The organism is Nocardioides sp. (assembly GCF_041600255.1).
In the GTDB taxonomy this organism is placed as follows: domain Bacteria; phylum Actinomycetota; class Actinomycetes; order Propionibacteriales; family Nocardioidaceae; genus Nocardioides.
In genome coordinates, this window is record NZ_JBFIKK010000012.1 from 1 (window position 1) to 11,799 (window position 11,799).

Sequence of the window (11,799 nt, forward strand, 5' to 3'; positions counted from 1 at the left end):
ACAGGTCCACACCCCGATCCCGGGCAGCGAACGCAGCTTGGTCTCGGCCTCCTCGGGCGGCAGCGCGATCAGACGCTCGAGCGAGTCCGCCACCCGGGCCGCGGTCACGATCGTGCGTGAGCGGGCCGGGTCGATGTGCATTCGGAGCCACTCCCAGGACGGGATCGTGCGCAGCACCTCCGCCGAGGGCGCGACCCAGACCTTGCGCTCTGCCCCGGGACCGGGCGCCCGCTCGCCGAAGCGGTGCACGAGCATCCGGAAGCCGGCGAACGCCTCCTGGCCGGTGACCTTCTGCTCGATGATCGCCGGCACCAGCTTCTCCATCACCAGCCCGCTGCGACCGATCCGCAGGTGCGGGTGGCGACGCCACGCCTCGACCAGGACCGGGTGGCGCGGCTCGAAACCGGAGACGTCGTCGTCGGCGCCCAGCAGGCCGGGCACGGAGTCGAGGATCCAGTCGGTGCCGGGGCCCCAGGCCTCGGCGTACACCTCGGCCGACTCGGGGCGCGGCTCCACCATCAGCGTGGTGACGCCTTCCGGGGTGCGCAGCCCGCGCCAGTGCCGGCCGGCCTCGTCGATCCGGTACGTCGGGTCGCTTCCCCCGTGCCGCTGCTGGCGCAGGATCCCGGCGGCCGGGCACGGCCAGTCAGGGCGCCAGAGGCGCGAACGCCCGGCCGGTGAGGTCATGGCCCGACGGTAACGGACCGCACCGACACCAGCGGAAATCTGCAACACGTTCTAGTCTTGCTCCATGAGTCTCCAGATCGCCGACGAGAACCGGGTCCGCACCCTCACCCTCGACCGCCCCGACGCACTGAACGCCTTCAACGAGGAGCTGTACGACGCGACCGCCGAGGCGCTGCTCGCGGCCGCCGAGGACCCGGGCGTGGCCGTGGTGATGATCACCGGCAACGGGCGTGGATTCAGCGCGGGCACCGACCTGCTGGAGATGCACGCCCGGGCCACCGACCCCGACTTCCAGGCCGGCACGCACGGATTCATGAGGCTGCTCGACGCACTGATCGCCTTCCCCAAGCCCCTGATCTGTGCCGTGAACGGCGTCGGCCTGGGCATCGGCACCACGATCCTGGGCTTCGCCGACCTCGCGTTCATGTCGACCGCCGCCAAGCTCAAGTGCCCCTTCACCAGTCTGGGCGTGGCCCCCGAGGCTGCCTCGAGCTACCTGCTCCCCCTGCTGATCGGTCGCCAGAACGCGGCCTGGGTGCTGCAGTCCTCGGAGTGGATCCGGCCCGAGCAGGCCCGCGAGATGGGGCTGGTCTGGCAGGTCTGCGAGCCCGACGACCTGATCCCGACGGCCCGACGCCACGCCGAGGTGCTGGCCGCCAAGCCGATCTCGAGCCTGGTCGCGGTGAAGCGCACGATGACCGAGCCGCTGCGGGCCGGGATCGACGCCGCACGCGAGCGGGAGAACGCCTGCTTCGCCGAACTGATGGGCGGACCGGCCAACCTCGAGGCGCTCACCGCCTTCGCCGAGGGACGCGTCCCCGACTTCACCGGACTTCCGGCGGGCTGGTGAAGGGACGCGGCCTCAGTCCCGACCCTTCCTGATCGTCTCCTCGACCAGGGTGTTGAGCCGCGCCCCCATCGGCCAGCCCACGTAGTGGCTGGCGAAGATCACGATCTCGCGCAGCTGCTCGTCGTCGAGCTCGCCCCGCGAGTACGCCGCGGGGATCTGGATGCCCAGCACGTCGGCCTGTCCGGAGGCCGACAGCATCCCGATCAGCAGCAGCCGCCGGTCCCGGTCGGAGAGGCCGGGACGGTTCCAGATGTCGCCGAAGAGGTGGTCGACGGTGTAGCCGAAGAAGTCGCCCTCGCCGTCGGACATGTCGAAGCCGTAGACCTTCTCCATCGTCTCCAGGCCGCGGCGTCGCTGCTCGGGCAGCCCGTCGAACTTGTCGCTCATCTCTTCTCCTCAGTGGTGGGCAGACCGAGCCCGGGGGCCAAGCGGTCCAGGGCAAGTCGGGCGAGCGGGACCTCGACCTCGAGCTCCTCGGCCAGGGCGACGGCGAAGGAGAGGTCCTTCTCCCCCAGCGCCCGGACGTGGTCGAAGATCCCGAACCAGAAGTCGTCGGCGGCCAGCGGAGCGGTCGAGTCGCGGTGCATGATCGCGCCCGGTCCCCCGGTGATCGCGTCGGTGTGGCGGACGACGGCGCCCAGTTCGACCAGGTCGAGCCCGGCCGCCTCGGCCAGCCGCTGCGCCTCGGTCACGGCGGTGAACGAGACGAAGTGCAGCAGGTTGCGGGCCAGCTTCATCCGGGTGCCGGCGCCGGTCGGGCCGGCACGCACCACGCGAGTGCCGAGCCGCGCGAACGGACCCGCGCAGGCGGCGTACGCCTCCTCCGAGCCGCCCACCATGATCGCCAGCGTCCCGGCCGCGGCACCCATCGCGCCACCGCTGACCGGCGCGTCGACGACCTGCACGTCGGCGTCGAGCGCGAGCTCCGCCAGCGCGGCCGGCGTGTGGGGGGCAACGGTCGAGTGGACGGCCACGATGAGCCCGGGGCGGGCGCTCTCCAGGATCTCGTCGACCACGCTGCGCACCTGCTCGTCGTCGCGCACCATCACGCAGAGCACGTCGACGGCCGCGGCGAGCTCCGCGACACTCCCGGCGACGCGCGCACCGGCCGCGGCGAGCTCGGCCAGCGGCTCGGGCGCCAGGTCGAAGACCCCGAGACCGCCGGGCCAGTCCGCCAGCCGCAGGGCCATCGGCTTGCCGACGGCCCCCAGCCCGACGAACCCGACCACCGGCGTCGACTCGCCCTCGACGTACCGGTCGCGCGTCATGCCGGCTCCGCCACGAGCTTGGTCTCGAGGTACTCCTCGAACCCGACGACGCCCATCTCCCGGCCGATGCCGGACTGCTTGTAGCCACCGAAGGGGGCGTCGGCGTGGTACCAGACGCCGCCGTTGACCGAGAGGGTCCCGGTGCGGATCCGGGCCGCGACCGCCTTGGCGCGGGCCAGGTCGCCGGAGTCGACCGACCCCGAGAGCCCGTACGACGACTCGTTGGCCAACCGGACCGCGTCGTCGTCCCCGTCGTGCGCGATCACGACCAGCACCGGACCGAAGATCTCCTCCTGGGCCACCCGCGAGCGGTTGTCGAGCCCGGCGATCACGGTCGGCTCGATCCAGAAGCCGTCGACACGGTCGGCGGGTGGGCCGCCGCCGGTGACCATGCGTCCGCCCTCCTCGACGGCGAGGTCGAGGTAGCGCTGGATCCGGTCACGCTGGACCGCGGAGATCACCGGCCCGCAGACGGTGGCGGGATCGGTCGGGTCGCCGACCCCGATCGCGGCCATCGTGTCGGCAGCGATCCGCACCGCCTCGTCGTACCGCGCGCGTGGCACGAGCAGCCGGGTGGTCAGCGCACAACCCTGGCCGGCGTGCAGGCTGACCGAGAACGCAGCCGTCCCCACGGCCGCCGCGAGGTCGGCGTCGTCCAGCACGACGGCCGCGGACTTCCCGCCCAGCTCCAGGCAGACCTTCTTCAACGTCGGCGCGGCCGCCGCCATGATCGCCCGCCCGGTGGCGGTCGAGCCGGTGAACGAGACCAGGTCGATGCGGGGGTCGCTGGCCAGCACGCTCGCCACGGCGTTGTCGCGGGGCGTCACCACGTTCAGCACGCCGGCGGGCAGGTCGGTGTGCTCGGCGGCCAGCCGGCCGAGCTCGGCGGCGACCCACGGGGTGTCCGGCGCCGGCTTGAGCACCACGGTGTTGCCGGCGGCCAGCGCCGGGCCGATCTTGCCCAGGTTGATCTGGTTCGGGAAGTTCCACGGGGTGATCGCAGCGACGACACCGACGGCCTCTCGGCGAAGCGTCCGTCGACTCGGGACGCCCATCGGCTCGGCCTCGCCGAGGTCGGTCTCCCACGGGTAGCCCTCGGCCAGGTCGATCACCCATCCGAGCGCCGCCACGGGTACGTCGTACTGCGGCCCGGCGGTGAGGAACGCCGGCGCGCCGGCCTCCGCGGTGGTCAGCGCCCGGAAGGACTCACCGTGCTCGACCAGGGCCTCGTGCAGCTGACGCAGGCAGTGCACCCGGAACGCGTGGTCGGTGGACCAGGAGGTCCGGTCGAAGGCCCGGCGGGCCGCGGTGATCGCGGCCTCCAGGTCGGCGGCCGTCCCGTCGGGGGCGAGCCCGATCTCGGCACCCGTCGCCGGGTTCAGGATCGGGTACGTCGCACCGTCGCTCGCGCCGACGAGCCGGCCGTCGATGAGCTGGCGCGCCGCAGGCGTCCTGAGGTCCTGGCTCATCGCAACCCGACTGACATCGGCATCGAGGCGAAGCCCCGCACGTTGGAGGAGTGCACCCGGATCGACCGCTCGTGGTCGACCTCGATCCGGTCCACGCGTCGCACCAGCTCCTCCAGCGCCACCCGGGCCTCGAGGCGGGCCAGGCTGGCGCCGAGGCAGAAGTGTCGACCGCCGCCGAAGCTGAGCGACTTCGCCAGCTCGGACCGGTCCCGGTGCAGGTCGAACTCGTCGGGCCGGGTGAAGACCCGCTCGTCCCGGTTGGCCGCCCCGATCACCAGCAGCAGCTTGGAGCCGGCCGGGGCGACCCGGCCGTGCAGCTCGACGTCCGCCAGCAGGTGTCGGGCCAGCGCCTGGGTGGAGGTGTCGAAGCGCAGCGTCTCCTCGATCCACGGCACGACCAGGCGGTGGTCGTCGAGCACCTGACCGAGCTGGTCGGGGTGCCTGGTCAGGTGGAAGGCGGCGTTGCCGAGCAGCTTGGTGGTGGTCTCGTTGCCCGCCACCACCATCAGGAAGAGGAAGGCGATCACCTCCTCGTCACTCATCCGGTCGCCCTCGATGTCGGCATCGAGCAACGCGCTCGTCAGGTCGTCGGTCGGGCGGCGCCGACGCTCGGCGATCATCTCGGTGTAGTAGCCCACCAGGCTCAGCGCCGCTTCCACCCCGGCGGCCGGTACGTCGCGCATGCCGTCCTCGCGGTGAACCACGGTGTCGGCCAGCCGCCGTACCTCGTCGCGGTCGGCCGCGGGCACGCCCATCAGCTCGGAGATGACGTCCATCGGCAGGCGTCCGGCAACGTCGGCGATCCAGTCGAACGTCCCCGACTCGAGGGCGGCGTCGAGGTAGTGGTCGGTCAGGCGCTGGACCTGCGGCTCGAGCTCGCGGACCCGACGGGGGGTGAAGCCCTTGGAGACCAGCGAGCGCAGCCGGGTTTGGCGTGGCGGGTCCATCGCCAGGAACGACATCATCCGGTGCGCATGCGGGCTCCAGGCGCTCTGGTCCAGGGAGACCCCCATCCCGCTGGAGTAGACCCCGTCGGACCGGAACGCGTGCTGGACGTCCTCGTGTCGCGAGAGCGCCCAGAAGTCGTGCTCGGCGTTGTGGTGCAGGGGCTCCTCGTTGCGCAGCCGCGCGTAGACCGGGTAGGGGTCCTCGTGGAACGCGTAGTCGTAGGGGTCGTAGACGACCGGGCCGGCGGTGATGTCGGTGCTGCTCACGCGTGTCCCTCCATGATCACGGCGACGACGGTGTCGAGCCGCTCGCCCATCTCGATGTACGTCAACAGGCCCATGCCCGCCTGGAGCAGCGCCCCGGAGAAGGCGAGGACCAGCGTCTCCAGCACTCTCGGGTCCGCCGGGTCCCCGATGGCGTCGCGGAACCGGCGGGCGAACTCCGATCCGATCTCGATCCGGAGCCGCTGCACGTCGGGGTCGCTGCCGAGCAGGGCCTGGGTGGAGGCGGCTGCCAGCTCCGGGGCGGCGGCGAGCATCACCGCCATCTGCCGGGTCACCACGAGCAGCCGGGCGACCACGTCGGCCTCGGGGTCGGGCGCCGGGGCGGGGTGTCGCGCCAGGTGGCGTCGGAACAGCTCGGCGAAGAGGTGGTTCTTCGAGGCGAAGTAGGTGTACGCCGTCGCGGAGGAGACCCCGGCGCGCTGGGCCACGGTGCGGATCGTCAGCGGCTCCACGCCGACCTCGCGCAACTCCTCGTCGCAGGCGGCGAGCAGCTTCTCCACCGTCTCGGCCTGTCGGGCATTGAGGCCCTGACGTGGCGCACTGGACAACTGACTGGACACCTGTCCAATCTATCCGTGCCCCACTGTCGGTGGCAAGGGGTTGAATGGTCTCGTGCTGCTCCACGATCTCGTCGCCACCTCCACGGCCGTCGCCGCGACCCGGTCCCGCAAGGCCAAGATCGCGGCCCTGGCGACCCTGCTGGCGGCCACGCCTCCCGCCGAGGTCGAGACGGTCGTCGCCTACCTGGGCGGCAGCCTGCGTCAGCGGCGGACCGGCCTGGGCTGGCGGGGCCTCAGCGAGCTGCCGGCAGCGGCCGACTCCCCCACACTCCGGGTGGCCGAGGTCCACGAGGCGTTCGAGTCGATCGCCGCCCTCGCCGGGTCGGGGTCACAGGCGGCGAGGGCTGCCGCGGTCCGGGCGCTCTTCGAGCGCGCCACTGCCGACGAGCAGGTGTGGCTGCGCGGCGTCGCCCTGGGCGAGGTGCGCCAGGGGGCGCTGGACGCCCTGGTCCAGGAAGCCCTCGCCGTGACGGCAGGCGTGCCCCTCGACGCCGTACGGCGCGCCGCCATGCTGGCCGGCTCCACCACGGCGATCGCACTCCGGGCGCTGACGCAGGGCGAGGCAGGCCTGGCCGCGATCGGGCTCGCCGTCGGGCGACCCGTCCAACCGATGCTCGCCGGTAGCGCCCCGGACCTCGCGGCCGCGATGGCCAAGATCGGTGCCGGGCCGCTCGCGATCGACGCGAAGCTCGACGGCATCCGGATCCAGGTCCACCGCGACGGTGACGACGTCGTGATCGCGACCCGGAGCCTCGACCTGATCACCGAACGCCTGCCGGAGGTCGTCGCGCTCGCGCGGGCGCTCCCCGCCAGCCGGTTCGTACTCGACGGGGAGGCCCTGGCGCTGGACGCCACGGGCCGACCGCGCGCCTTCCAGGACACCGCGTCCCGGACCGGCCAGTCGGTCGCGGACGAGCGCGTGGTCGTCACGCCGTACTTCTTCGACCTGCTGCACCTCGACGGTCGCGACCTGCTGGACGCGCCGGCTCACGAACGGATCGCCGCGCTCGACGCGCTGGTGCCTGTCGAGCACCGAGCGGCCCGCCTGGTGACCGACGACCACGCCGAGGCCGGCGAGTTCCTGGACCGCGTGCTGGCCGAAGGACACGAAGGCGTCGTGGTGAAGAGCCTGGCCGCGCCGTACGCCGCCGGTCGGCGCGGCTCGGGCTGGGTCAAGGTCAAGCCGGTGCACACGCTCGACCTGGTGGTGCTCGCCGTCGAGTGGGGCAGCGGCCGTCGGCAGGGCTGGCTCTCGAACATCCACCTCGGTGCCCGGGATCCGGAGACCGGGGGCTTCGTGATGCTGGGCAAGACGTTCAAGGGGATGACCGACGAGATGCTCACCTGGCAGACCGAGCGGTTCCTCGAGCTGGAGACCCACCGCGAGGGCCACGTGGTGCACGTTCGGCCCGAGCAGGTGGTCGAGGTCGCGTTCGACGGCGTCCAGCGCTCGACCCGCTACCCCGGTGGCGTGGCGCTGCGCTTCGCGAGAGTCGTCCGCTACCGAGACGACAAGCGCCCGGAAGAGGCCGACACCATCGAGCGGGTGCGGCGGTTCGGCTGACCAGCGGTTCGGTCCGACGTAACGCGAACGCCCCTCGCCTCGTTCCACCCCTGTGACCGACGTGCGAGCGACACCCGGTGTCGACCTGGCGCCCGCCCCCGCGACCGCCGCTGGCGGACTCCCCCTGGCTGCCCGGCTCCTCATCGCGTCGCTGTTGGCCGGCGGAGCCGGTGTCGTCGGGGCCCTCGCCCTGTGGCTGCCGGGCTCGGACCCCACGGAGGAAGCGCTGGCCACCATGACCAGCGGCACCCCCCTCCTGGTCATCGGGGTGGCGGCCGGGGCGCTGCTCGGAGCGGTCCTGGCGTGGGGGGTGGCGGGGCGCCGCCGGCTGGCGATCCGCATCGGGGCCTTGCTCGGCGCCGTGCTCGCGGTGGTGGTCTGCTCGTCGTACGGCGCCCACCTGTTCTGAGCGGACACGCGTGCAACTCTGCGTTGCACCGGCCTACGATGGACAGATGCCGACCCCCGCAACCGTCGAGCCCGACGGGCGACGCTCTGCCGCGGCCGCCCGGCGGCGAGCCCGCGAGCAGGACATCCTGGCGGCCACGCGCGCCCTCTTCGACGAGCGCGGCGTCCGCGACGCCCAGATCGAGGACATCGCCAAGGCGGTCGGCATCAACCGGGCCATCGTCTACCGGCACTTCACCGGCAAGGAGGAGCTGTTCGCGCTCACCCTGGTCGGCTACCTCGACGAACTCCGGGTCGACCTGGTCGAGGCTGCCGAGGCCGGAGGCGATACCGATGCGGACGCCCGCGAACGACTGACCGCAGTGATCGGCGCCTTCATGGACTACGGCCTGGCGCACCCGGCCTTCATCGACTGCGCCCAGACCCTGATGCGCCGCAGCGGGCCCGAGCTCCTCGACGAGATGTCCGAGAGCGCGCTCTTCCGGCTCGGGCGTGCCATCTCCGGCTGCCTGGCGCTCCTGGTCTCGACGATCGAGCAGGGCGTCGAGGCCGGCGACTTCACCGTGGCGGACCCGACCCTGCTGGCGAACACGCTCTATGCCAGCGGCCTGGGAGCACTCCAACTCGCCCGCGTCGGCATCCTGGTGACCGAGGCGGCTCCCGGCATCCCGACGGTCGGGGAGATCTCGCCGGACCAGGTCAAGGAGTACCTGATCGCCTCGGCGCTGGCGCTCGCCTCGTCCTGACCGCGGCCACCGCCCCCCCGACCGTCGCCGGGCGTCACTTCCGCTTGCCGTTGCTCTTGGCCGGCTTCGACTTCCCGCGCTTCGCCTTGCCCTTCGCCTTGCCACCCCGGGTTGCCTTGCTCCCCGTGCCGGCCGACGGCTTGGAGGCGCCGCTCGTCCGGGCGGGCGCGGCCGACGGTTCGGGAGCCACGGCCACCGACAGCAGGACGGTGGAGCCGAGCGGCAGCCGTCCGCTCGGACTGACGGCAACGACCGCACCGAGGTCGCCGTCCCGGTCGACCTCGCGCCGGCTCGGCACCAGGCCCAGCTTCACGACGGCCTGGGCGGCGCTCTCGTAGTCCAGACCCATCACCGAGTCCGCCGCCATCCGGATCCGTCCCGAGGCCACCTCGAGCACCACCGAGGAACCGTCGGCCAGACGTCCGCCGGGGGCCGGGTCCTGCCAGAGCACGGTCCCCCGAGCCGAGCGCGGATCGTCGACGTAGTCGGGCTCGATCTCCGCGATGTCCAGGGCACGCAACTCGGCCTTGGCGGCCTTCAGCGACATCCCGCGCACGTCGGGGACCTTCACGACGGCCGGGCGAGCAGCGACGAAGAAGGCCGCAGCGAGCACCGCGACGAGGACGGCGACCCCGACGTAGATCCCCCGGCCCCTGGCACCCGCGGCCGGGACCACCCGGGTGGTCGCACCGGTCGCGGGACCCACCGCGGGCGTCCCCGAACCCGCCGTCACGCGGGCCCAGCGATCGCCACCGAGGACGCCGGCGAGCGTCGCCGCCCGCGCGGAGACCTCCGCGGCGCTGGCAGGGCGTGCCGCCGGGTCCTTCTCGACCAGCTGCATCACGAGGGCAGCGACCTCGGGCGCGACGTCGTCCCCCAGCGGCGGGACGTCGTCCTGGATCTGCGCCAGGGCCGTCGCCACGTGGCTCTCGCGCCGCATCGGCCGCGTCCCGGTCAGCGCCTCGTAGGCCACCATCCCGAGGGCGTAGAGGTCCGAGGACGGTGTCGCGGAGCCGCCGCCCGCCTGCTCGGGGCTGAGGTAGTCGACGGTGCCGACGATCGTGCCGGTCATGGTCAGCGGGTCGCCGCCCACACCGCGGGCGATCCCGAAGTCGACCAGCACCGGCAGCCCGGTCGGCGACATCACGATGTTGCCCGGCTTGAGGTCGCGGTGCACGATCCCGGCCTCGTGCGCCACGGCCAGGGCTTCGGCGACCTGGGCGACGAGCGCCATCACGTCGTCGACCGGCAGCGTCTGCCGGTCCCGGAGCACCGCCGCCAGCGACGGGCCCTCGATCAGCTGCATCACGATGTAGGGCGTGGGCTCGTCCGAGGAGCCCGGGAGGACGGCCTGGCCGTAGTCGAAGACCTGCGCGATACCGGGGTGGTGCAGCGAGCCGGCCAGTTGGGCCTCGCTGCGCAGTCGCGCGGTGTTCACGTCGTTCGCCGCACCCGAGCGAAGCAGCTTCACCGCGACCGGGCGGTCCAGGACGGTGTCCCGACCCCGACGCACGGACCCGGTGCCGCCGGAGCCGAGCACCTCCTCGAGGAGGTAGCGGCCCGCGAACAGGGCGGAGTGATCAGCGCTCACGGGGACAGACTTACCCGGCCCAGTCGGCAATGATGCCGACCGGGCCGGGAGTTTCAGATCACGTCCGGATCAGGGGCGCTCGAGGATCGCCACGACGCCCTGCCCACCGGCAGCGCACAGCGAGATGACCCCGCGGCCGGAGCCCTTCTCGGCGAGCAGCTTGGCGAGCACGTTCAGGATCCGACCACCGGTGGCGGCGAACGGGTGGCCGGCCGCGAGCGAGGAGCCGTTGACGTTCAGCTTCGACCGGTCGATCGAGCCCAGCGGCGCGTCGAGGCCCAGGCGCTCCTTGCAGAAGACCGGGTCCTCCCAGGCCTTGAGCGTGGAGAGCACCTGCGAGGCGAAGGCCTCGTGGATCTCGTAGTAGTCGAAGTCCTGGAGGGTCAGGCCCTCCCGCTCGAGCATCCGCGGCATCGCGTACGCCGGCGCCATCAGCAGGCCCTCACCACCGTGCACGTAGTCGACGGCGGCCGTCTCGTACGCCGTCAGGTAGGCGAGCACCGGCAGGCCCTTCTCCTCGGCCCACTCCTCGGAGCACAGCAGGACCACGGAGGCACCGTCGGTCAGCGGGGTGGAGTTGCCGGCCGTCATCGTTGCCGCCTCGCCCTTGCCGAAGACCGGCCGGAGCTTGGCGAGCTTCTCCTCCGAGGAGTCGGGGCGCAGGTTCTGGTCGCGCTCCAGGCCACGGAACGGCGTGATCTGGTCGTCGAGGAAGCCGGCGTCGTACGCCTTGGCCAGGTTCTGGTGGGACGCTGCCGCCAGCGCGTCCTGCTCCTCGCGGGAGATCTGCCACTCCAGGGCGGTCAGGGCCGCGTGGTCGCCCATCGCGAGCCCGGTGCGGGGCTCGCCGTTCTGCGGGATCGAGGGCACGATGTCGCCGGGGCGGACCTTGGCGAGCGCGGCGAGGCGACCCTTGAGGTCCTTCGCGCGGTTCAGCTCGAGCAGGATCTTGCGGAGGTTCTCCCCCACGGCGATCGGCGCGTCCGAGGTGGTGTCGACGCCACCGGCGATGCCGACCTCGATCTGGCCGAGTGCGATCTTGTTGGCGACCTGGATCGCGGCCTGCAGGCCAGTGCCGCAGGCCTGCTGGATGTCGGTGGCCGGGGTGTCGGCGGCGAGCTTCGAGCCGAGCACCGACTCCCGGGTCAGGTTGAAGTCACGGGAGTGCTTGAGGACGGCGCCGGCGACGACCTCGCCGACGCGCTCACCCTCGAGACCGAATCGCTCCACCAGACCGTCCAGGGCGGCGGTCAGCATGTCCTGGTTGGAGGCCGTCGAGTAGACGGAGTTGGACCGGGCGAACGGGATGCGGTTGCCGCCCACGATGGCGACACGACGAGTCTTGGATTGCATGGCTCCTATCCTTGCCTCTGGAGTGCTCCCAGGGAAACCAATGAGGGGCACGTCACGAAATGTGGACTCCG

The 11,799-nt window shown here is 72.4% G+C and carries 12 protein-coding genes; 4 read left to right on the top strand and 8 right to left on the bottom strand.

The genetic code is table 11. The features are described from left to right. The coding region (locus tag ABZE72_RS02665; protein ID WP_372727472.1) for a DNA-3-methyladenine glycosylase at positions 1–687 on the bottom strand (687 nt) is incomplete at its 3' end. Between the two features lie 64 nt (positions 688–751). Here ABZE72_RS02665 and ABZE72_RS02670 point away from each other — a divergent pair. After that, positions 752–1,537, top strand: a complete 786-nt coding sequence (locus ABZE72_RS02670; protein ID WP_372727473.1) for an enoyl-CoA hydratase/isomerase family protein — start codon at positions 752–754, stop codon at positions 1,535–1,537. 12 nt (positions 1,538–1,549) lie between these two features. Here the strand turns inward: ABZE72_RS02670 and ABZE72_RS02675 are convergent, their stop codons facing one another. From ABZE72_RS02675 to ABZE72_RS02695, 5 genes are read right to left on the bottom strand one after another with little or no spacing between them, the layout of a single operon-like run. After that, on the bottom strand, positions 1,550–1,924 hold the full coding sequence (locus tag ABZE72_RS02675; protein WP_372727474.1) for a carboxymuconolactone decarboxylase family protein: 375 nt from the start codon (positions 1,922–1,924) through the stop codon (positions 1,550–1,552). Beyond that, entirely contained in the window at positions 1,921–2,805 is an 885-nt protein-coding gene (locus tag ABZE72_RS02680) for an NAD(P)-dependent oxidoreductase (protein ID WP_372727475.1), read from the bottom strand. The genes ABZE72_RS02675 and ABZE72_RS02680 overlap by 4 nt, the downstream gene beginning before the upstream one ends. After that, complete coding sequence (locus ABZE72_RS02685; RefSeq protein WP_372727476.1) at positions 2,802–4,274, bottom strand: aldehyde dehydrogenase; 1,473 nt, start codon at positions 4,272–4,274, stop codon at positions 2,802–2,804. The genes ABZE72_RS02680 and ABZE72_RS02685 overlap by 4 nt, the downstream gene beginning before the upstream one ends. Further along, the gene (locus tag ABZE72_RS02690; protein ID WP_372727477.1) at positions 4,271–5,488 is read right to left on the bottom strand and encodes a cytochrome P450; all 1,218 of its coding nucleotides are present in this window, start codon (positions 5,486–5,488) and stop codon (positions 4,271–4,273) included. Before ABZE72_RS02690 ends, ABZE72_RS02685 begins: the two co-directional genes overlap by 4 nt. Next, entirely contained in the window at positions 5,485–6,066 is a 582-nt protein-coding gene (locus ABZE72_RS02695) for a TetR/AcrR family transcriptional regulator (protein WP_372727478.1), read from the bottom strand. Before ABZE72_RS02695 ends, ABZE72_RS02690 begins: the two co-directional genes overlap by 4 nt. Before the next feature lie 52 nt (positions 6,067–6,118). On the opposite strand from ABZE72_RS02695, the gene ABZE72_RS02700 reads away from it, so the two are divergent. From ABZE72_RS02700 to ABZE72_RS02710, 3 genes are all read left to right on the top strand, one after another. Next, positions 6,119–7,630: an ATP-dependent DNA ligase gene (locus tag ABZE72_RS02700; RefSeq protein ID WP_372727479.1), complete on the top strand. Its 1,512-nt coding sequence runs from the start codon at positions 6,119–6,121 to the stop codon at positions 7,628–7,630. Between the two features lie 61 nt (positions 7,631–7,691). Next, a complete protein-coding gene (locus ABZE72_RS02705; RefSeq protein WP_372727480.1) occupies positions 7,692–8,039 on the top strand; it encodes a hypothetical protein in 348 nt (115 codons plus the stop codon). Between the two features lie 46 nt (positions 8,040–8,085). Then, positions 8,086–8,784 carry a TetR/AcrR family transcriptional regulator gene (locus ABZE72_RS02710; protein ID WP_372727481.1) on the top strand — a complete coding sequence of 233 codons (699 nt, stop codon included), beginning with the start codon at positions 8,086–8,088 and terminating at the stop codon, positions 8,782–8,784. Positions 8,785–8,818: 34 nt separating this feature from the next. Here the strand turns inward: ABZE72_RS02710 and ABZE72_RS02715 are convergent, their stop codons facing one another. Further along, complete coding sequence (locus tag ABZE72_RS02715) at positions 8,819–10,375, bottom strand: protein kinase (protein WP_372727482.1); 1,557 nt, start codon at positions 10,373–10,375, stop codon at positions 8,819–8,821. Positions 10,376–10,444: 69 nt separating this feature from the next. Continuing rightward, on the bottom strand, positions 10,445–11,728 hold the full coding sequence (locus ABZE72_RS02720) for an acetyl-CoA C-acetyltransferase (RefSeq protein WP_372727483.1): 1,284 nt from the start codon (positions 11,726–11,728) through the stop codon (positions 10,445–10,447). Between the last annotated feature and the right edge of the window lie 71 nt (positions 11,729–11,799).

Excerpts from the sequence above, each read along its gene's own strand:
- ABZE72_RS02675 (WP_372727474.1), bottom strand. The coding sequence starts at position 1,924 with ATGAGCGACAAGTTCGACGGGCTGCCCGAGCAGCGACGCCGCGGCCTG.
- ABZE72_RS02670 (WP_372727473.1), top strand. The coding sequence starts at position 752 with ATGAGTCTCCAGATCGCCGACGAGAACCGGGTCCGCACCCTCACCCTC.
- ABZE72_RS02680 (WP_372727475.1), bottom strand. The coding sequence starts at position 2,805 with ATGACGCGCGACCGGTACGTCGAGGGCGAGTCGACGCCGGTGGTCGGG.
- ABZE72_RS02720 (WP_372727483.1), bottom strand. The coding sequence starts at position 11,728 with ATGCAATCCAAGACTCGTCGTGTCGCCATCGTGGGCGGCAACCGCATC.
- ABZE72_RS02710 (WP_372727481.1), top strand. The coding sequence starts at position 8,086 with ATGCCGACCCCCGCAACCGTCGAGCCCGACGGGCGACGCTCTGCCGCG.
- ABZE72_RS02685 (WP_372727476.1), bottom strand. The coding sequence starts at position 4,274 with ATGAGCCAGGACCTCAGGACGCCTGCGGCGCGCCAGCTCATCGACGGC.